The organism is Actinomadura sp. NPDC047616 (assembly GCF_040642915.1).
Taxonomy (GTDB): domain Bacteria; phylum Actinomycetota; class Actinomycetes; order Streptosporangiales; family Streptosporangiaceae; genus Spirillospora; species Spirillospora miaoliensis.
This window is the reverse complement of record NZ_JBEYTB010000009.1, coordinates 269,526-290,155: the sequence shown is the minus strand read 5'-3', so window position 1 is coordinate 290,155 and position 20,630 is coordinate 269,526. Positions and strand designations below refer to the sequence as shown.

Sequence of the window (20,630 nt, the reverse complement as noted above, 5' to 3'; positions counted from 1 at the left end):
ATATCGTGCCCGCCGAGGTTGGGGCGCGCCGCGTCGCGGGCCGCCCGGCCACCGTCGGGAGGGCCGGTACGGGGCCGGCGTTCACCACGCGGCACATCACTGCGGGTCACTGGAGGGTCAGATGCCGGATGCCGCTCCCCTGGAGCCAGGCGATCCCCGGGTACTGGGACGGTACGAGGTCGTCGGGCGCCTCGGCGCGGGCGGACAGGGGTCGGTCTTCCTCGGCCGCGCCCCGGGCGGCGAGTACGTGGCGGTCAAGCTGCTGCACGCCGCGATGGCCGGCGACCCGTCCGCGCGGGCCCGCTTCACCCGGGAGGTGTCGGCCGCGCAGAAGGTCGAGCCGTTCTGCACCGCCCGGGTGCTGGAGGCCGATCTGCACGGCGACCAGCCGTACGTGGTCAGCGAGTTCATCGACGGCCCGTCCCTGCACGACGTGGTGGCGCACAACGGCCCGCGCGGGCCGGAGGAGCTGGAGCGGCTGGCGATCGGCACCGCGACCGCGCTGGCGGCCATCCACGAGGCCGGCATCGTGCACCGCGACTTCAAGCCCAACAACGTCATGCTGGCGCCGGACGGCCCGCGGGTGGTCGACTTCGGCATCGCCCGCACCGTCAACTCCCAGGAGAGCGCCGTCACCGCCACCGGCATGGTGGTGGGCACCCCCGGCTACCTGGCGCCCGAGCAGCTCACCGGGGCGCCGCTGACGCCCGCGGTCGACATCTTCGCCTGGGGCGCGACGATGGTGTTCGCGGCCACCGGCCAGTCGCCCTTCGAGGCCGACACGCTGCCGGTGATCATCAACCGGATCCTCAACGACGATCCCGACCTGTCGGCGCTGCCCGCCGGGCCGCTGCGCGACCTGGTGGGCCGCTGCCTGTCCAAGGACGCGGGGCTGCGTCCCCCGGCGGCGCAGCTGCTGCTGAACCTGCTGGGGCACGTGGGCGCGGCGCCGTCGGGCGCGGCGGCGGGCCGCCAGGACCTGCTGGACCAGGGCACCCGGATCGCCGCGCAGCTGCCGGCGCCGCCGCCGGTGCCGCCCGCCCCGCCGCGGCACAGCCCGCCGCCGCAGCCGATCACGCCGCCGCCGATGCCGATGAACGCGGGGCCCGGGCACGCGGGGCCGACCACGCCGCCGCCGCAGCCGATCACCCCGCCGCCGATGCCGATGTACCAGCCGGCCGCCGGCCCGGGGGCGCCGCCCCGGCCGCAGGGGCCGGGAGGGCCTTACCCGCCGCCCGCCCCCCGGTCGTCCTCGTCGTCCGCGCCGGTGATCATCGGTGTCGGCTGCGTGGTGCTGGTGCTGCTGGTGGTCGTGGTGGTGGTGATCGTGGCGCTGGCGTCCAGCGGTGACGACGACCCGGACCCGACGCCGACCTACACGCCGCCGACCTACTCGCTGCCGTCGCCGAGCTCGTCGGCGTCGATCAGCGCCGAGAACGGCATCACCGGCACCTACACCGGCACCGGGTACCAGCCCGGCGCGGGCTCGGGACGCACCACCTTCCAGACCCGGTTCTTCCTGATCCGCAGCGCGGGCAACGCCACCTACACCTACAGCAACGGCTCGAACACCTGCCGCACCATGCTGTCGCTGCAGCGCAGCATCAGCACCGACAGCAAGATCGTCTACCGGGAGTCGCCCATCAGCGGGCAGTCGGCGACCGAGTGCGCGGCGGGCTACGTGACGTTCCAGCCGTCGTCGACCGGCGTGTACCTGCGCTGGGAGTGGCGCGAGACGTCGGACACCAGCGACAACGCGGCGGCGTACGGCACCGTGTTCCGGCAGTAGGTCCGCGATGGCGGAAATCGCCCCGCTGCGCCCGGGCGATCCCGAACGGCTGGGCGCCTACCGGCTGACGGGGCTGCTCGGCGAGGGCGGCCAGGGCTCGGTGTACCTGGCCGAGGGCGACGGCGGCGACCGTGTGGCGATCAAGCTGCTGCACGCCCGGTTCAGCGGCGACGCCAAGGCCCGGTCCCGGTTCGCCGCCGAACTCCAGGTGGCGCGGCGGGTGTCGCCGTTCTGCACCGCGCGCATCCTGGACGCCGACGTGGAGGGCGACCGGCCCTACATCGTCAGCGAGTACATCGACGGGCCGTCGCTGTCGAAGGTGCTGGCCACCAAGGGTCCGCGTTCGGGCGGCGACCTGGACCGGCTGGCGATCGGCACGATGACCGCGCTGGCCGCCATCCACCAGGCCGGGGTGGTGCACCGCGACTTCAAGCCCGCCAACGTGCTGGTCGCCCCGGACGGGCCGCGCGTGATCGACTTCGGGATCGCCCGGGCGCTGGACGCCACCGGCACCATGTCCAGCACCGCTGTCGGCACCCCCGCCTACATGGCGCCCGAGCAGATCACCGGCGGCCGCATCGGCCCGCAGGCCGACGTGTGGGCCTGGGGCGCCACGATGGTGTACGCCGCCTCCGGCCATGCCGCGTTCGGCCAGGACTCCATCCCCGCGGTCATGCACCGCATCCTCAACCTGCCGCCGGACCTGGGCGCGCTGACCGAGCCGCTGCGCGGCCTGGTCGCCCGTTGCCTGAGCAAGGACCCGGCCGCGCGGCCGTCGTCGCAGCAGGTGCTGATGCAGCTGCTGGTGCTGGCCGGCAGCCTGCCGGGGCCCGCCGCCGAGGCGGCGCCCGAGGCGCCGGCCGCGATGCTCAACCAGGGCGCCGAGGCGGCCGCCACCGACACCCGTCTGGGCCTGGCGCCGCCGGACTCCGCGTACGCTCCGGGCGGCCCGCAGGCGACGCCTCAGCCCGCGCAGGGCGCCTTCGCGCCGCCTGCGCTGCCGCAGGGGTTCCCGCAAGGCGCTCCGGCGGGTCCGGGGCCGCGGGCACCGGGCACGCCGGGCGGTGCGTGGACGCCGCCGCCCGCGCCCGGCCGGCCGGGCAACGGCCCGGTCGCCCATCCCTCCTGGCAGCAGCTGCCGTCGGCGACGTCCCCAGGCGGCTCCGGCGGCCGGTCCCGGCGGCGCGGCATCGGCGTGCTGGCCGCGGGCGGCGGCGCGGCGCTCGTCGCGCTGGTCGTCGGCGCGAGCGTGGTCCTCACGCAGATGAACGGCGACGAGAACCGGCCCCCGGCGCCCCAGGAGGGCGGCGAGGCGCGGCTGGCGCTGGCCACGCCGACGTCCACCAACGGCGAGATCGACCCCTCCCACGCCGGGCTCGGCACCGAGCGCTTCCTGTCCAAGCAGCTGTTCACCGGGCTCACCGAGGTCACCCGGGACGGCACGAGCCGGCTGCGCCTGGCCCGCAGCATCACCCCCGACGACGCGTGCCGCCAGTGGAAGATCGAGATCAAGCCGGGCACCACGTTCTCCGACGGGGAGCCGGTGGACGCCGAGGCGTTCGCCCGCGGCTGGGCCCGTAACGCCAGGAGCGTTCAGGCCAACGGGTTCCTGATGTCCGGCATCAAGGGGTACGTGGCGGTGTCGGGGGGCCGGTCGCAGACCTTCGAGGGCGTGCGGGCGTCGGGCAACCTGCTGCAGGTGGAGCTCGACGGGGCCGACTGCGAGTTCGACGAGCGCCTGGCCGACCCCGTCTTCGCGCCGGCGCCGAAGGACGCGGGCAAGCAGGACAACCGGTCCTACAACCTCAACCCGATCGGCAACGGCCCGTTCAAGCTGCAGTCCTACCGGGCGAACCAGGAGGCGGTTCTGGTCCGCAACGAACGGTGGGCGTTCGGCAGGACGAAACTCGACGGCGTGCGGGTGCAGTTGTCGGCGAACCCGGCGCTGCGGATCTCCTCGTTCGCGGCGGGCTCGGTCGACTGGATCCCCGTCGGCACCGACACGACGCGTTCGGCCCGGACCGAGCGGAACCTCCAGGTCCGCCCCGCCATGTCCCAGCGGCTGCTGATCCCGATCACCACGCGCGGGCCGATGCGCGACCGCCGGGCGCGCCAGGCCGTCTCGTACGCGCTCGACCGCAAGCGGATCGGCGACACCGCGATGCACGGGCTCGGCCGCCCGGCGATCGGGCTGGTGTCGCCCGCCGTCCCCGGGTTCGCGGAGAGCGGCCGCTGCCCGGCGTGCGAGCGCCAGAACACCGCTGAGGCCAGGCGCCTGGCCGAGGCGGCGGGGCTGGGGCCGGGCACCGAACTGAACATCTATTTCCGCGAGACCGGCACCTACCGGGTCTGGACGCAGGCGGTCGCCGAGCAGCTCAAGCAGGTGCTGGGCTGGGAGGTGACCCTGCGGGCCGTCCCGATCGAGGACTACCGGCAGTTCACCAAGGAGATCACGGCCAAGGACGCCGAGGGCCTGATCGCGCTGGGCTGGCAGCCCGACTACCCGTCGGCGTACACGATGCTGCAGCCGCTGCTGGGCGGCGACCAGATCGCCACCGCCGACAACGGCCGGACCAACTACGGCGGCTGGAAGGACGCGACGTTCGACGCCACCCTGGCCAGGGCCATCACCACCCGCGACGAGGCCAGCCGCACGCGCGGCATGCTGGCCTCCGAGAAGCGCGCCCTGGACGACATGGCCATCATCCCGGTGCTGACGGACATGGACGGGGCCCTGGTGTCCGACAGGTTCACCGGCCTGGGCCTCGACCCCGACGGCGACCCGACCGTGGCCACCGCCGCCCGCAAGTAGCGGGCCCCGTCTCGGCCATAGGCCCCGCCGCGGAAACGGGGCCGTCGCGGGCGGGGCCGGTCAGCCGAGCGGCAGGCGCACCGTCACGATGAGGCCGCCGCCCGTGCGCGGCGCGGCGTACACCGTGCCGCGGTGGGCCAGCACCACCGAGCGCACGATCGACAGCCCCAGCCCGGCGCCCTTGGCCGACTCGACCCGGTCGGCGTTGAGCCTGCGGAACGGCTCGAACAGGCGGTCCACCTCGTAGGCGGGCACGACCGGGCCGGTGTTCTCCACCTGCACGGTGGCGTACCCGTCCAGCACGCCGGTGCGCACCCAGACCTCGCCGCCGTCGGCGTTGTGCTTGACGGCGTTGTCGACCAGGTTGGACACCAGGTGCTCCAGCAGCACCGGATCGCCCAGCGTCGTGCCCGTGGTCAGCTCGGGGTGGACGGTGACGTCGTTGTCGTGCTCGCGCTTGCCGTGCGTCTCCAGCACGGTGGCGGCGACCTCGGCCAGGTTCACGGGGGTGCGGGTGGTGAGCTGGCGTTCGCTGCGGGCCAGCAGCAGCAGACCCTCGATCAGCCGTTCGTGCCGGGCGTTGGTCGCCAGCAGCGTGCGGCCCACCGTCTTCAGGTCGTCGGACGCCTCGGGGTCGCCGAGCGCCACCTCCAGCAGCGTCCGGTTGATCGCCAGGGGGGTGCGCAGCTCGTGCGAGGCGTTGGCGACGAACCGGCGCTGGGAGTCGAACGCCTGCCCGAGCCGCTCCAGCATCGCGTCGAAGGTGTCGGCCAGCTCCTTGATCTCGTCGTCGGGGCCCTCCAGCGCGATGCGCTCGTGCAGGGTGCTCTCCGACAGGCGCCGCGCGGTCGCGGTCACCTTCTGCAGCGGGCTGAGCGCCCGGTCGGCGACGAAGTAGCCCAGCACCAGGGCGATGATCCCGACCCCGGCCAGCGCCACCAGCGACCGGCTGACCAGCCGCTTCATGGTGAGCTCCTTGAGCACCTCCGGGTCCAGCGGCGGCCCGGACGGCGTGTAGATCACATAGCCGCGCGGGAACACCGAGTTGAGGATCGAGCCGACCAGGAAGTAGGTCACGAACAGCAGCAGCGCCCCGGCCATGAAGAACAGCAGCCCGTACAGCACGGTCAGGCGCAGCCGCACGCTCACCCGGCTCGGCAGCGCGCGCACGTCGGCGCCGAAGGACGCGCCGCCGCGGCCGCCGCCCCTGCCGCCGAGCGGCAGCGGGTTGGGCCCGGTGGAGCCGTGCCATCCGCCCTGCCCGCTCCCCTGCCATCCGCCGGGGACGGGGCCGGGACGCGTCGCGGCCGGCTGGACGTCGGCGGGCGGCGGGGCGTCGCCGGTCGCGTTCTGGGATCCGGAGGGCCGGGTCACAGGCGGTACCCCACTCCCGGGACCGTCTCGATGATCGGCGGGTCCCCCAGCTTCTTGCGCAGTGTCATCATCGTGACCCGCACCACGTTGGTGAACGGGTCGATGTGCTCGTCCCATGCCTTCTCCAGCAGCTGCTCGGAGCTGACCACCGCGCCGTCCGCGCTGAGCAGCACCTCCAGCACCGCGAACTCCTTACGGGTCAGGTCGACCGTGCGGCCGTCGCGCTGCACCTCGCGGCGGGCCGGGTCCAGGGTGATCCCGGCGCGCTCCAGCACCGGCGGCAGCGGGGCGGCGGCGCGCCGCCCGAGGGCCCGCACCCGGGCGATCAGCTCGACGAACGCGAACGGCTTGGCCAGGTAGTCGTCGGCGCCGATGGACAGGCCCTCGACCTTGTCGTCCAGCTCCCCCGCGGCGGTGAGCATGATGATGCGGGCGGGGTAGCGGCGGGCGACCAGCCGCTTGCAGACCTCGTCGCCGTGCACCCTGGGCAGGTCGCGGTCGAGCACGATCACGTCGTACTCGTTGACCCCGGCCCGGTCGAGCGCGCCCGCGCCGTCGTAGGCGACGTCCACGGCGAGCGCCTCACGGCGCAGCCCGGTGGCGATCGCGTCCGCGAGGACCCGCTCGTCCTCGACGACCAGAACACGCACTTCGTCTCCTCCTCGGCCTACGGCCCGGCCACGGCATCAGGTATCCCACGTCCACCGTAAGACGCCGGTAAGTTCCCTGGTCAGCGGCGCACTGGGGGGTATGTGAGGTTGCAGTGAAAATTTCATCCCGAAACAGGTTTATTTCAAGCGTAGGTGTGGGTAAGGGTGGCCTGTTCCCGGGAGGAGGTCCATGGGCGAGTTGTCACGTGCGATCCAGCAGCGGCTCGACGACGCGTACGAGTCGCTGCGTCACGCCCACGCCGTCGGCGACACCTACCTGGTCGACATCCGCCAGGAGGAGATCAAAGAACTGCGCCGGATCGCAGCGAACCACGACATCGGCCTCGAGCCGTCCCGCTGCGACTAACGCGCGGAGAGCTGGGAGCAGTGTGCCCACGGAAAGCGTGGGCCGCTGCTCCCCGCCTTCTCTCCCAGGGGGACGACCCCCTGGAACCCCCACACGGACCTGGGAGCAGTGTGCCCACGGAAAGCGTGGGCCGCTGCTCCCCGCCTTCTCTCCCAGGGAGACGACCCCCTGGAACCCCCACACGGACCTGGGACCTCCACAGGGTCTGTGACGCCCCGCCGGAGGTTCAGTCGCGGGCGGGGTCCAGCGGGGCCAGCAGGTCGTGCAGCTCCTCCCACAGGCCCGGCGCGGCCGCGATGACCAGTTCGGGGCCCGCGGGGGCGCCGTTCAGGCCGTCGACGCGGCCGCCCGCCTCCCGCACGACCAGCGCGCCCGCGGCGACGTCCCACGCCTGGACGCCGCGTTCGTAGTACGCGTCGACCCGTCCGGCGGCCAGCGAGCACAGGTCCACGCTGCACGAGCCGCCCCGGCGGATGTCGCGCACGTTCGGCAGCACCCCGGTGAGCACCTCGGCCTGGCGGGCGCGGCGCCGCGCCTCGTACCCGAACCCGGTGGCCACCAGCGCCCGGTTCAGCGGGACCCCGGTGTTGCAGCGCAGCTCGCGGGTTCCGGTGGCGGTGTGCAGCAGGGCGCCGCCGCCGCGCGCCGCCGTGTAGGTCTCGCCGCGGCGCGGCATGTCGACCGCGCCCGCGACGACCTCGCCGTCCACCTCGGCGGCCACGCTGACCCCCCAGTCGGGCAGGTCGTACAGGTAGTTGACGGTGCCGTCGATGGGGTCGATCACCCAGCGGACGGCGCTGCCGCCGGCCCGGGTGCCGCCCTCCTCGCCGAGGAAGCCGTCGTCGGGCCGCTCCTCCCGGATCCGGTCGATGATCAGCTTCTCGGCGGCCCGGTCCATCTGCGTGACCACGTCGGTCGGGCTCGACTTGGTCTGCACCACGTCCGGCCCCTCGGCCGGACGCTTGTCGACCAGCATCCGGCCCGCCTCGCGGGCCACGGCCACCGCCAGTTCGAGCAGCTCCTCGGGCAGGCTGCGCACCCTCATCCCCCTCATCGTGATCTCGTCGTCGCCCGGCGGCCGTCAGCGGCCCGCAGCCGGGGCGGTCCCGCCGGCCGGCTCGGTGATCAGCTCGCGGGCCAGCGCGGCGAAGCGCGGGTCGGCGCCGGGCGTCGGGACGCGCTCGAAGCGCAGGCCCAGCGCGGCCGCCTTGTCCGCCGCCTCGACGTCCAGGTCGTACTTGACCTCCATGTGGTCGGAGACGAACCCGATCGGCACGACCGCCACCGCGCCGACGCCCTCGCTCGCCAGCTTGTCCAGGTGGTCGCAGACGTCGGGCTCCAGCCACGGCTGGGCGGGCGGGCCGCTGCGGCTCTGGTAGACCAGCGCCCACGGGCGGCCGGGCGCGGCCCGGTCGGCGACGGTCGCCGCGACGTCCTCCAGCTCGGCGACGTAGGCCTCGCGGCCGGGCTGCGCCAGCGGCACGCTGTGCGCGGTGAACACCAGGCGGGCGTCCCGCGGCAGCCGCGTCAGGGCGTCGCGCACCCCGTCCACGAACGGGTCGACGAACCCGGGGCGGCGGCAGTACACCGGCAGCTTGTCGATCTGCGGGGCTCCCGGCACCTCGTCGCGTGCCCGGGCGATGTCCTCCAGGTACTGCTGGTGCGTCGAGTAGCCGCTGTAGGCGGAGGTGACGAACGCGGCGGCGCGCCGTACGCCGTCGGCCGCCATCTGGCGGACCGTGTCGGCCAGGTACGGCGTCCAGTTCCGGTTGCCCCAGTACACCGGCAGGTCGATGGAGTGCGCGGCCAGGTCGGCCTCGATGGCCGCCTTCAGCCGCCGGCACTGCTCGTTGATGGGGCTGACGCCCCCGAACAGGTGGTAGTGCTCGGCGACGTGTTCCAGGCGCTCCCGGGGGACGTTCCGGCCGCGGGTGACGTTCTCCAGGAACGGCATCACGTCGTCGGGTCCCTCGGGCCCCCCGAACGACACCAGGAGCAACGCGTCGTAGTCACTCATAGGCGCTGTCACTTATCGGCTCGCTCCGAACGCGGTCATGGTTCCATCCAACCAGCCGCGTCCCGATGCCGTGCGCGCCCCCGGGGTGAACGTCCGGCGGCCCCCCGGTGACGGGGCGAGGCCTTAGTCGTACCGCACGGCGTAGGCCCTGGCCAGGTTCAGGACCTTCTGGACGTACCAGTCGGCGTGGTTGTAGGCCCAGATCGCCTTGTAGAGCTGCCGTCCGCCCTTGCCCCCGCCGTGGGCGCACAGGTAGCGGGAGGCGGCGGGGATGGCGTCGTAGGGGTTCATGATGTCGGCCTTGCCGTCGCCGTCCCCGTCCACGCCGTAGGAGCGCCACGTGGACGGCAGGAACTGCATGGGGCCGAGCGCCCCCGCGCTGGAGCGGCCGGCGTTGCGGCCGTGGTCGCTCTCGACCTGGCCGATGGCGGCGAGGACCGTCCAGGACAGGCCGGGGCAGCTGCGGGCGGCCTCCTTGTAGAGGTCCAGGTAGCTGCCGGGGCGTCCGCCCGCCTCGGCGGGGGCCTGGTAGCGCCGCTCGTGCAGGTTCACCACGTCGGCGTCGCGCCCCAGGATCCTCTTCACCGAGCCCGCGAGTTTCGCCGTGTCCACGCCGGGTGCGTTGACCATGACCGCGACGTTGGGCACCAGGCCCATGTCGGTGCCGGTCTTCCTGTCGACCAGCATGTCGATGCCGGGCAGCCCCAGGGTGCCCGACCCGCCCATCTCCAGTTGCGGAACGGTGCGAGCCACCACCGGGTAGCGCGTGCCCTGGGCGAGGCGCAGCTGGTCGGCCGCCGCGGTGGAGACCACGAACCGGCCGGCGGCCAGCGCCTCCCACAGCTCGTTGCGCTTGGCGGTGCCCGGCGGCGTCCAGGACCGGAACTGCGACGGGTCGACGGCGAAGGTGTTGATCCCGCGTCCCTGCAACTGCACCGCCCCGCCCGCCACCGCGATGACGTCCTGCACCCGGCGCAGCTTCCCGATCCTGGCGATCTCGGCCCGGCCGATCGGGCCGCCCCGTGACACGGCCAGCACGTCCGGGGGGACGACGCGCCGCAGCGGGGCGACCTGGCGTTCGTCGGCGACGTTGGCGACCGGGCCGCCGGGGACGCCGGTCGGCGGGCTCTGGGTGCGCGACGCGGCGTTCCGGGACGTGCCGCGTTCGTCGTCGGCGTTCAGCGCGACGTAGACGCCGCCTCCGAGGTTCCCGGCGCACAGCACGGCGATGCCGGCCACGGCGACCGTCAGCCCACGGCGGCGGCCGCGTGGGGGGTGAGGCGTCGCCGCACGGGCCCTCTCGGCCTTCTGCGACGTGTTCGCCTGCTCGGTGCGTTGCGGCCGGGTGGGGGCGTGCGGGGGTGGGGAGGAAGCCACAACCATTCCCAACGAGAGTCGCTACGGCTTGGTTACCGGGTCTTTTCGGTTGTTACGTCCAGGTAGCGTGATCACGTTCTGACCTCGGGATCACTTCACGGGTCGCGGCACGGGGAGGCGGCGGTGCGCCGCCGCGCGCTCCGGTGCGACGTGGGGGGCCGGAGGGGTCGAGGTTACCCGGGAGTTCGCCCGGGCGGGGAGAGGGGTCCAGGGTTGGCCAACGCGTACCGGGAGCTGCTCGCCGTTCCCGGGGCCCGGCTGTTCGTCGCCGCGGGCCTGGTCGGTCGCATGTCGATGTCCATGGTGGGGATCGGCGTGGTCCTGCTGGTGTCGGCGGTCACCGGTTCGTACGGCGTCGCGGGCGCGGTGTCGGCGACGATGTCGCTGGCGTACGCGGCCGGCGGGCCGGTGAGCGCCCGGTTCGCCGACCGGCACGGGCAGCACCGGGTGCTGGTTCCGCTGGCGCTGGCCAACGCCGCCGGGTTCGCCGCGCTGATCCTGTGCGCCGAGTTCGCGCTGGCCACCTGGACGCTGTTCCCGGCCGCCGCGCTGGCGGGGGTGACGCAGCCGTCGCTGGGCGCCTGGGTGCGGGCGCGCTGGTCGCACGTGCTGCGGCAGCGTCCCGCGCGGCTGAACGCGGCGTTCTCGTTCGAGTCGGTGGTCGACGAGACGATCTTCGTGGTGGGTCCGCTGCTGGTCACGGCGCTGGCCACGGGCGTGCACCCGGCGGCCGGGCTGGGCGCGGCCGCCGCGTTCACCCTGGTGGGCTGCCTGGCGCTGGCGGTGCAGCGGGCCACCGAGCCGCCGCCGCGGCCGCGCGAGGCGGATCGGGGCGGCGCGCTGTTCGGCAACCCGGCGCTCATGGTGCTGGCGCCGGTGTTCCTGATGCTGGGCGTGGTGTTCGCGGCGATCGACGTCAGCGGGGTCGCGTTCGCCGAGGAGGAGGGGCACAAGGCGCTGGCCGGGGTGCTGCTGGGCTGCTACGCGCTGGGCAGCGGCGTGGCCGCGCTGTGGTACGGGGCGCGGGCCTGGGAGAGCCGCCTGGACCGGCGTTTCCGCGTGGGGCTGGTGCTGCTGGCCGTGGGCCTGGTGCCGCCCGTGCTGGTCGGCGATCTGTACCTGATGATGGCCGTGGTGTTCTTCTCCGGGCTGGCGATCTCCCCGACGGTGATCCCGGGATACGGGCTGGTGGAGCGGCTGGTGCCGCCGCACCAGCTGACCGAGGGCCTGGCGATGGTGTCGACGATGGTCGGGGTGGGGCTGGCGTTCGGGTCGTCGATCGCGGGCCGGGTCGTGGACGCGCACGGGGCCGACACCGCGTTCCTGGTGCCGCTGGTCGCCGCGCTGGCGGCGGCGGCCGTGGGGCTGGCCGGGACGCGGCGCCTGCGCACCGGCTAACCGTAAACATGAACTTTCCTCATGAACGGCGGGACGAGTAGAGTCCTGCCATGTCCCCCACGAGCACGCAGACCTGGTGGAACTGGGCGGGCAACCAGCGCGCCGTCCCCTGGCGCGTCCTTGCCCCCCGCGACACCGGCGAGGTCGCCGCCGCGGTCCGCGCGGCCGCCGACGAGGGCCGCACCGTCCGGATGACCGGCACCGGCCACTCCTTCACCGGGGCGGCCGTGGCCGAGGGCGTCCTGCTGCGCCCCGACCGCCTCAGAGCCGTCCGCTCCGTCGACACCGCCACCCGGCTGGTCACCGTCGAGGCGGGACTGCCCCTGCACGCCCTGAACATGCTTCTGGACGAGCACGGGCTGGCTCTGGCCAACATGGGGGACATCCAGGAGCAGACCGTGGCGGGCGCCCTGCAGACCGCCACGCACGGCACCGGCCGCGACGCCGCCGGGCTCGTCTCCCAGGTCGCCGCGCTGGAACTGGTGCTCGCCGACGGCAGCGTGGTCACCTGCTCCCCCGACGAACGTCCCGACCTGTTCGACGCCGCGCGCGCGGGCCTGGGCACGCTCGGCATCGTCACCGCCATCACCTGGCGCACCGTCCCCCGCTTCCTGCTGCGCGCGCAGGAGCAGCCGATGCGCTGGGACGAAGTGCTGGCGCGCACGGACGAGTTCGCCGAGGCCAACGAGCACTTCGAGTTCTACTGGTTCCCGCACACCGACGGGTGCCTGACCAAGCGCAACAACCGCGTCGAGGGCCCGGCCAAGCCCGTGCCGAAACTGCGGTACTGGCTGGACGACCAGTTCCTGTCCAACACCGTGTTCGGGGTCCTGAACCGCGTCACGCACCGCGCGCCGGCCGTCACCCCGCGCCTCAACGCCGTGTCGGCCAAGGCACTGGGGGCGCGCACCTACAGCGACACCTCGTACAAGGTCTTCACCAGCCCGCGCACGGTGCGTTTCAAGGAGCAGGAGTACGCGATCCCACGCGAGGTGCTCCTGCCGACGCTGCGCGAGCTGCGCGCCCTGTTCGACAAGCGGGACTGGCGCATCAGCTTCCCGATCGAGGTGCGCCTGCTGCCGCCCGAGGACGCGTGGCTGTCGATGGCCCACGACCGCCCCACCGCGTTCATCGCCGTGCACGTCTACCACCGCGACCGGCACGAGGAGTACTTCCAGGGCGTCGAGGAACTGATGACCGCGGTCGGCGGCCGCCCCCATTGGGGCAAACTCCACACCCGCGACGCCGCCTATCTGGAGACGGTCTATCCGCGCTTCAACGACTTCGTCGCCCTGCGCGACGACCTCGACCCCGACCGCCGCTTCGCCAACCCCTACACCCGCCGCGTCTTCGGCGACTGATCCCGGCTCGCGGTCAACGCGGGGTCGAGTCGGGGTTCGGGCCGGTGTCGGTGTCGTCTTGGCCGCCGCCGGGATCCTCCTGGCCGCCGCCGGGTGTGCTGGGCGGAGCCTGGGTGGGCGTGCGGGACGGCGTGGACGTCGTCGGGCGGGACGACGGCACCTGCGGGACGCTCGTGGTGGGCGTGGGGCCCGGCTCGGAGGACGCCTGTTGCGTGGGGTCGGTGGACGGGCCGGTGGACGGAGTGGACGGGCTGTCGGTGTCCTGGTCGGACGTGGCGGGCGTGGGCGTGACGTCGCTTCCGCCGCCGTCGCCGCTCGCGCTGCCGCCGCCGAACACGTGGTTGAGGGTCGTGCCCTTCTCGGCGCTGTTCCCGATCGGCTTTCCGGTCTGCCACTCGTAGAGGCTGATGCCTCCCATGACGATGGCGAACACGACCGCCGACGACAGCAGAAGCACCTTCCAGCGCTGCCGGGCCCACAGGACCGTGGCGTCGAACGCGGTCCGCCATGCGGCTGCCCTGACGGCCTCATCCCCCGCCTCGTCGACGAGGGTGCCGGCCACGGCCTGCGTGGGGTCGGCCACGGCGTGCGGCACCGGGACGTCGATACGTGTGGCGTTGGGGTCCGACCCGCCCGGCGGGTACAGGGCGCCCGGGTCAAGGCGAGTCGCGTTGGGGTCGGACGGGCGCGTGCTCAGGTCCGGGCGTGTGGCGCCGGGGTCGCTGACGAGCAGCGCCGGGTCCGCGGGGTGCAGTCCCTCGGGCCAGACCACGGTGCGCGTGGGGTCGGCGCTGGTGGCCTCCCGCACCGCCTCCCGCGCGGTCTCCTCGTTCTTCTCCTGGAGCTGTTCCTTGCCCTGGTCGAGGTAGTACTTGCAGACCGCGGTGCCCGCCGTGGACGCCACGCTCATGAAGGCAGCGCCGAGGATCGTCCCGTACACGCCCAGGTACGACGCTCCCCAGGCGGCGGCCAATGTGGCGACACCGCTCGCGATGAGCTGGGTGGTACTGACATCCGGCAGCCGTCGCTGCATCGACGCGCTTCCCCCTAAAAATTCGTCCCACACAAACCCGGTAAAGTCCCGCAAACCGAAACTAACGGCACTCTGCGGGTGTTCCAGACACGGACGTGACGATCGCAACTGCCGCGCCGGGACGCGACGCGTGCGGCGGGACTGGAGCCGCGGGCTCGCATCGGGCACAGTGTGGAAAAGGATCCACAAGAATCAGGCAGGGCGCCCCCGGCCGGACCGTCGCACGGGCAAGCTAGGTCAGGTGCCCTCTTCAGCCTCGTGAAGAGGGCTTCGAGAGCGGCGATGTTCGGACATGCCGGGTACGGTGCTGGCAGCAGGTGTGTCCGAAAGAGAGACTCGGGATTCCGGGGGAAGGGCACGCATGCGCCCTCAGTGCCGTCAGGAAGGGCAGGAAGGACACGCATGCAGGAGCTGCGCCTCGTCGCGGTCAGCGAGGACGGTACGTACCTCGTCCTGGCCACCGCGGGCCGAGGCACCCGGTTCACCCTGCCCGTCGACGATCGGCTGCGCGCAGCGGTCCGTGGGCACTTCTCCCGCCTCGGCCAGTTCGAGATCGAAGTGGAGAGTCCCTTGCGCCCCAAGGAGATCCAGGCTCGCATCCGGTCCGGCGAGACGGCGGAGGAGATCGCCGAGTCCGCCGGGATCCCGGTGGAACGCGTCCGCTGGTTCGAGGGTCCGGTCCTGCAGGAACGCGAGTACATGGCCCAGCAGGCCCAGCGGGTCGCGGTGCGCCGGCCGGGCGAGTCCACTCCCGGGCCGCCGCTGGGCGAGACCGTCGAGGAGCGCCTCGGCCGGGGCGGCGTGGACCTCGAGGACGTCGAGTGGGACTCCTGGAAGTGCGAGGACAACACCTGGCGGGTGCGCCTGTCGTTCTTCGAGAACGGCCGTCCGCACGCCGCCGAGTGGGTGTTCGACCCGCGGCGCCGGCACGTGTCGCCGCTGGACGAGGTCGCCGCGCGGCTGACCGCCGTGGACTGGGACGACGAGGACGACTCGCTCGGCGACACCGTCACGCCGCTGGTGCCGCGCCGTCCCGCGATGAAGGTCGTCAGCGACGCGCGCGAGTTCGGCCTCGGCCCGGCGCCGGTGCCCGGCCCGGCGGCGCGCGGCATTCCCGCCGGGTACGAGCCGCCCGCCGAACCGCCGCTGCGGGCCGCCGTGCCGACGCGGATCGTCGAGCCGCGTCCGCAGCCGCTGTCCCTGCCCGAGGCTCCGGCCGCGCCGCCGCGCGAGGCGTCCGTCCCGCCGCCGCGTGAGGAGCCGGCCGCCGCCGCGTCGCCGCCGGGCGAGGGCGCCCTCGCCGCGTCCCCCGCGCCCGCCCAGGAGGCGCCTCAGGAGCCGCAGGAGCCGCCTCAGGAGGACGAGGCGGCCGACGCCGGGGCGCAGGAGGCGCCCGAGGCCGCCACCGCCGAGCCGGAACCCCGGCCGGAGGAGGAGCAGCCCGCCGCCGAGGCCGCCGAGGCTTCCGAGCACGCCGAGGACTCCGAGGCCGCCGACGCCGAGGAGCCGCAGGACGAGCCCGCCGAGGCCGAACCTCAGCCCGCTGCGGCGGAGGCCGCCACCGAGACCGCCACCGAGGCCGCGACTGATGACGAGGCCGAGGCCCAGGAGGCCGAGGAGGCGCCGCAACCGGAGGAGGCCGAGGCCGCGCAGGCCGACACGCCGAAGAACGAACCGGCCGAGCCCGCCGAGCCCGAGCCTTCCGCCGCAGCCGAGGAGCCGCAGGCCGAGACCCCTGCCGAGCCGCCAGCCGAGATTCCAGCGGAGGCCCCCGCCGCAGCCGCCGAGCCGGAACCGGCGGCCCCGCCCCAGGAGCCCGCCGCACCCGCCGCAGCCGCGCCCAAGCCGGCCCCGCCGCAGCGTCCCGCGCACCAGCCCGCACGTCCCGCGGCCAAGAAGAAGTCGGCGGGACGCGCCGCCATGCCCGCCGCCCAGGTGGACAAGCCCGGCACCGGAACGCCCGCGGGCGACGCCCCGGCGCCGCAGCGGCCCGCGCGCAACCGCCGCCGCGCCAAGGGCAAGCGCGCGTCCGTGCCGTCCTGGGACGAGATCATGTTCGGCGCCCGCCGCCCCGACTGAGCGGCCCCCGGCCGGGCGGCGCGGCCACATCCGGCCGCGCGCTAGCGTTCGGCGCCGGGGTCGTCGTCCAGCCTGGGGTCGTCCTCCAGGAAGGGGGCGACCCACTCGGGGGTGATGCGGGCGGCGAACGCCACGGCGTCGTCGTGCGCCATGTCGATGGCGGGGCAGGCGCCGTCCCCGGCCCCGACGGCGACGACGAGCGTCGACAGCCTGAGCCTGCGCTGGAACAGCGTCTGCCGGATCCGCCAGCCGACCACGGCGCCGTGCTCGACGACCACCTGGCGGCGCCGCAGCGAACCCGACCGTACGGTGAGACGGGCCTCGTCCGTGGCGTGCCCCAACTGCCGGTAACGGTCCAGGCCCAGCGGTATGCCCAGCAGGGCCAGCACGACACAGCCGTAGGCGACCGTGGGCCGGCCCGCCAGCAGCGCCAGCGCCGCCAGCCCGAGCGGGGGCGCCGTGGCACGCACGACGCGGCGGCCGCGCGCCGCTGGCGGATGCCCCACCAGCGGGGCGGGGGTGGAGCCGAGCACCCGTTCCGCCAGGTCCACGGCGAACGGACGCGGGGAGGCGGGCAGCAAACGGCCGCGATGCGACGCGTCCCCCAGGCCCGTCACCAGGGCGCCCAGGCGCGTCACCCGGGTGAGGCGTTCGAACGGGTTGTCGGTCAGTTCCACCCCGCGCAGGCGGCGCCGTTCCAGGGACACGCTGCGGCGCGTGACCAGTCCGCGTTGGGCCACCACGGAGCCGTGGCGCTCGTACACGGTGAAATCCCAGTTGAACAAGGCGAACGCCACCACCGACATCACCGGCATGGCCAGGACGAACAGCACCGCCACGGTGACGACCACGGCCGTGGGCAGGCCCACCACGTCGTGGCCCACGTTCTCGACGCGTTCGCGCGTGATGAGCCCCAGGTCGTCCCCGAGGTTGTAGAGCGTTCCCAGGAAGCTTCCCGCGAGCGCGAACGGCGTCAGCAGGTAGGCGCCGCTCAACGGCGCGTACAGGAACCAGCGGGGACGCATCCGCGCCAGTACGCGTTGCGGCGCGCGCACCGGTTCCTCCGGGGACACGGTGTGCGCGGTCAGCAGGAGGCGGCGCAGCCGTTCGGCCTCCTGGCGGGAGACGGCGTTCAGCACGCCCTCTCCCCCGTCCGCGCCCGCGTCGATGTGCACGATGGCCAGTCTCAGCAGCCGGTGCGGAAGCGCCGCGCTGATGTCGACGCCGCGGATGCGGTCACGCGGGATCGTCTTGACCGAACGGCCGACGAGGGCCCGGCGCAACTCCAGGCGGTCGTCGTACAGGGTGTAGGTGAACGTCGCCCAGCCGGCCACGTGCACCAGCAGCCCGAACGCCAGCCCCGCCAGGGTGAAGAAGAACGCCGTGGACAGCCCGCCCACGGCGAGCCCGGCCGCGCCGGCCGCCAGCAGGGCGATCAGCTCGCGGACGGCGCCAACGACGAACGTCAGCGGATGCAGCCGTGCCGCGTGCGGCCGCGCGGCGGCGGCAGCGGCGGCGTCCCGGTCCTCGTCGCGCGTGGTCACGTCGCGTCGTCGCGCAGGTCGTGCGCCCGGTGGGCGAGCTGTTCGGCCAGCCGCGCCGCCACGTCCACCGGCAGCCCCGCCACCTCGGACGACCCCGCGTGCGAGGCGGTGTTGATCTCGATGGTGGCCAGGCCCAGCAGCCGTTCGATCCAGCCCTGCTCGGTGTCGACGGTCTGGATGCGGCTCACCGGGACCAGCAGCCACTCGCGGCTGAACCAGCCGGTCCGGGTGTAGACGACGTCGGCGCTCACCTCCCAGCGGTGCACCCGGTAGCGCCACACCGGCGTGACGGCCGTCATGAGCACCCCGGCGGCGACCACCACGACCGGCAGCCACCAGGCCCGTTCGCCGAGCCAGCCGAGCAGGCCGTCCCAGCGGCGCGTGCCGTCCCATTCGTCGACGAAGGCGGCCACGCCCCAGGCCAGCCCCGAGGCCAGGCCCCACAGCAGGGTCGACTCGATCGCCCAGTGCGCCATGGCGCGGCGCGCCACCCGGTGCGCGGGCGGCCGCAACCGCGGCGGGTGCGGCGTCCCGCCGTCGGGCTCGTGGGTGCGCCGCACCGTCGTCACGTCCCCGAGTTTATGGCCCCCGGCGTCTCACCAGCGCACGGCGCCGGCACCCGCCGGCGGAGTCCGCGGCCGTGACGGCGATCTCAGCGTTCTGTCAGCCCCGTGTGCGACGGTGGTCCCGGACGCCGCCGCGCTGCCAGCGTGCCGTCAGCAACGGCGGGAAAACTGGATGCGCGGCGCACCGGACAGCGCCTAGTTTGTCCCGTCGCCACCGCGGCCGGACGGCCGGCGAACGACCATCCCCGGCGAGCCGGTGACCGCCGCCCGATTCGCTGACCGACCCCTATCGGCTGACGAAGGAGCGAGGAGTTCCCTCATGACCCACGCCATCCGGGCCGACGGCCTGGTGAAGCGGTTCGGCGAGACGCAGGCCCTGGCCGGCGTCTCGTTCACCGTCGAACCCGGCACCGTGCTCGGGGTGCTCGGCCCCAACGGCGCCGGCAAGACCACCACCACCCGGATCCTGGCCACGCTGCTCGAACCCACGGCCGGCACCGCCGAGGTCGGCGGCTTCGACGTGGTCCGGCAGGCGCACCAGGTGCGCCAGCTCATCGGCCTGACCGGGCAGTACGCCGCCGTCGACGAGATGCTCACCGGCACCGAGAACCTGGTGCTGATCGGGCGGCTGCTGGGCCTGCCGCGCCGCCAGGCCAAGGCGCGCGCCGCCGAGCTGCTGGAGCGCTTCGAGCTGACCGACGCGGCCGAGCGCGCCGCCAAGACCTACTCCGGCGGCATGCGCCGCCGGCTCGACCTGGCCGCCAGCCTGGTCGGGCGGCCGCAGATCCTGTTCCTGGACGAGCCCACCACCGGCCTGGACCCGCGCAGCCGCGGCGGCCTGTGGGACATCGTGCGCGGCCTGGCCGACGACGGCGTCACCGTGCTGCTGACCACCCAGTACCTGGAGGAGGCCGACCAGCTCGCCGAGGACATCATCGTCATCGACCGCGGCACGGTCATCGCGCACGGCAGCTCGGACGAGCTGAAGGCGCAGGCCGGCGGCCAGGTGCTGGAGGTGCGGCCGGTGCACGAGGCCGACCACGTCACCGTGGCGCGGGTCGTCGCCGAGCTGACCGGCGACTCCCCCGAGGTGCGCGACGGGCTGGTGTCCGTCCCGGTCACCGACCCGGCGGTCATGCCCGCGGTGGTGCGCCGCCTGGACGACGCGGGCGTCACCGTCGGCGAGCTGTCGCTGCGCAAGTCCAGCCTGGACGAGGTGTTCTTCGCCCTGACCGGCCACCACACCGACGAGGTGGAGAAGGCGTCCGGCGAGCTGCCCGAGAACGAAGGAGCCACCGTATGAGTGAGCCGCAGCGGCGCGGCGCCGCCTGGACTGACGAGCCTGCGAGGAGGGAAGGCGGCGCCAAAAAAGCGCCGCGGAGGCGAACGGGGGACACCGTATGAGTGTGAGTGCCGCGACGGCCGCGGCGGGCGGGCTGGGCCGTCCCGCGCCGACCCGGCGGGTGACCGCCGGCGCCACCGTCCGCCACGTGGCCACCCTGGCCTGGCGGAACCTGGTGCAGATCAAGCACAACCCGATGGAGCTGCTGGACCTGTCCATCCAGCCCATCATGTTCGTGCTGCTGTTCGCCTACGTGTTCGGCCCGCCGATGGCGGGCAGCGTCGAGGCCTACCTGCCCATCGTGATCCCCGGCATCATCGCGCAGAACGCCCTGTTCGCCGGGATGACCACCGGATACGGCCTGAACGTGGACATCACCAAGGGAGTGTACGACCGGTTCCGCAGCCTGCCGATCTCGCGCGGCGCCCCCCTGGTCGGCCGGATCATCGCCGACACCGTCAAGCAGGCGTGGTCGATGCTGGTCCTGCTGCTGGTCGGGTTCGCCATCGGGTTCCGGCTCGAGACCGGGCCGCTCGGCCTGCTCGCGGCGTTCGGGCTGATCCTTCTGTTCGCGCTGCTGTTCACCTGGATCTCGGTGTACGTCGGGGTCAAGGTCAACGAGCCGGAGAAGGTGCAGATCTTCGGTTTCACGATCATCTTCCCGTTCACGTTCCTGAGCACCGCGTTCATCCGGCTGTCCCCGGGCACCCCGGACTGGCTGGCGTTCGTGATGCGCAACAACCCGCTGACGCAGCTGGTGGAGTCGATCCGCGGGCTGCTGGTGGGCGGTCCGGTGCTGGCGCACGCCTGGATCGCCGTGGCGTGGGGCCTGGCATTCATGATCATTTTCGCCCCGCTGTCCATCCGGGAACTGCGCCGCCGCGTCTGAGGCGGTCCGGGCGTCCGGCTCCCCCGGGCGGC

16 protein-coding genes are annotated in these 20,630 nt (G+C 73.8%); 8 read left to right on the top strand and 8 right to left on the bottom strand.

What is annotated here, in order from left to right; translation table 11 throughout:
- Positions 1-121: 121 nt before the first annotated feature.
- Positions 122-1,789, top strand: a complete 1,668-nt coding sequence (locus ABZ801_RS22990) for a serine/threonine-protein kinase (RefSeq protein WP_360701003.1) — start codon at positions 122-124, stop codon at positions 1,787-1,789.
- Positions 1,790-1,796: 7 nt separating this feature from the next.
- Entirely contained in the window at positions 1,797-4,601 is a 2,805-nt protein-coding gene (locus ABZ801_RS22985) for an ABC transporter substrate-binding protein (RefSeq protein ID WP_360701000.1), read from the top strand.
- Between the two features lie 60 nt (positions 4,602-4,661).
- Here ABZ801_RS22985 and ABZ801_RS22980 read toward each other — a convergent pair whose 3' ends face one another.
- Both ABZ801_RS22980 and ABZ801_RS22975 read right to left on the bottom strand, forming a co-directional pair.
- The gene (locus ABZ801_RS22980) at positions 4,662-5,975 is read right to left on the bottom strand and encodes a HAMP domain-containing sensor histidine kinase (protein ID WP_360700998.1); all 1,314 of its coding nucleotides are present in this window, start codon (positions 5,973-5,975) and stop codon (positions 4,662-4,664) included.
- The gene (locus tag ABZ801_RS22975) at positions 5,972-6,625 is read right to left on the bottom strand and encodes a response regulator transcription factor (RefSeq protein ID WP_344946879.1); all 654 of its coding nucleotides are present in this window, start codon (positions 6,623-6,625) and stop codon (positions 5,972-5,974) included. Before ABZ801_RS22975 ends, ABZ801_RS22980 begins: the two co-directional genes overlap by 4 nt.
- 190 nt (positions 6,626-6,815) lie before the next feature.
- On the opposite strand from ABZ801_RS22975, the gene ABZ801_RS22970 reads away from it, so the two are divergent.
- Entirely contained in the window at positions 6,816-6,992 is a 177-nt protein-coding gene (locus ABZ801_RS22970; RefSeq protein WP_344946882.1) for a hypothetical protein, read from the top strand.
- 226 nt (positions 6,993-7,218) lie between these two features.
- Here the strand turns inward: ABZ801_RS22970 and ABZ801_RS22965 are convergent, their stop codons facing one another.
- The 3 genes from ABZ801_RS22965 to ABZ801_RS22955 form a co-directional block, all read right to left on the bottom strand.
- Positions 7,219-8,037, bottom strand: a complete 819-nt coding sequence (locus ABZ801_RS22965; RefSeq protein ID WP_360700993.1) for an inositol monophosphatase family protein — start codon at positions 8,035-8,037, stop codon at positions 7,219-7,221.
- Between the two features lie 36 nt (positions 8,038-8,073).
- Positions 8,074-9,009, bottom strand: a complete 936-nt coding sequence (locus ABZ801_RS22960) for a ferrochelatase (protein ID WP_360700990.1) — start codon at positions 9,007-9,009, stop codon at positions 8,074-8,076.
- Between the two features lie 123 nt (positions 9,010-9,132).
- Entirely contained in the window at positions 9,133-10,248 is a 1,116-nt protein-coding gene (locus tag ABZ801_RS22955; RefSeq protein ID WP_360700987.1) for a lytic transglycosylase domain-containing protein, read from the bottom strand.
- 351 nt (positions 10,249-10,599) lie between these two features.
- On the opposite strand from ABZ801_RS22955, the gene ABZ801_RS22950 reads away from it, so the two are divergent.
- Positions 10,600-11,784 (top strand): MFS transporter, encoded by a 1,185-nt coding sequence (locus tag ABZ801_RS22950; protein WP_360700985.1) that lies wholly within the window; start codon positions 10,600-10,602, stop codon positions 11,782-11,784.
- A gap of 50 nt (positions 11,785-11,834) precedes the next feature.
- The gene (locus tag ABZ801_RS22945) at positions 11,835-13,145 is read left to right on the top strand and encodes a D-arabinono-1,4-lactone oxidase (protein ID WP_360700982.1); all 1,311 of its coding nucleotides are present in this window, start codon (positions 11,835-11,837) and stop codon (positions 13,143-13,145) included.
- A 13-nt stretch (positions 13,146-13,158) separates the two neighbouring features.
- On the opposite strand, the gene ABZ801_RS22940 is transcribed toward ABZ801_RS22945, so the two are convergent.
- The gene (locus ABZ801_RS22940) at positions 13,159-14,178 is read right to left on the bottom strand and encodes a hypothetical protein (protein WP_360700979.1); all 1,020 of its coding nucleotides are present in this window, start codon (positions 14,176-14,178) and stop codon (positions 13,159-13,161) included.
- Positions 14,179-14,580: 402 nt separating this feature from the next.
- Here ABZ801_RS22940 and sepH point away from each other — a divergent pair, with 402 nt between their 5' ends.
- A complete protein-coding gene (gene sepH, locus ABZ801_RS22935) occupies positions 14,581-16,257 on the top strand; it encodes a septation protein SepH (protein ID WP_360700976.1) in 1,677 nt (558 codons plus the stop codon).
- Between the two features lie 41 nt (positions 16,258-16,298).
- On the opposite strand, the gene ABZ801_RS22930 is transcribed toward sepH, so the two are convergent.
- Complete coding sequence (locus ABZ801_RS22930; RefSeq protein WP_360700974.1) at positions 16,299-17,801, bottom strand: PH domain-containing protein; 1,503 nt, start codon at positions 17,799-17,801, stop codon at positions 16,299-16,301.
- Entirely contained in the window at positions 17,798-18,370 is a 573-nt protein-coding gene (locus ABZ801_RS22925) for a PH domain-containing protein (RefSeq protein ID WP_360700971.1), read from the bottom strand. The genes ABZ801_RS22930 and ABZ801_RS22925 overlap by 4 nt, the downstream gene beginning before the upstream one ends.
- A 316-nt stretch (positions 18,371-18,686) precedes the next feature.
- Between ABZ801_RS22925 and ABZ801_RS22920 the strand changes: the two genes are divergently transcribed.
- Positions 18,687-19,670, top strand: coding sequence for an ATP-binding cassette domain-containing protein (locus tag ABZ801_RS22920; protein WP_344946907.1), 984 nt, complete (start codon positions 18,687-18,689; stop codon positions 19,668-19,670).
- Between the two features lie 103 nt (positions 19,671-19,773).
- Complete coding sequence (locus tag ABZ801_RS22915) at positions 19,774-20,598, top strand: ABC transporter permease (RefSeq protein WP_360700968.1); 825 nt, start codon at positions 19,774-19,776, stop codon at positions 20,596-20,598.
- Positions 20,599-20,630 lie beyond the last annotated feature (32 nt).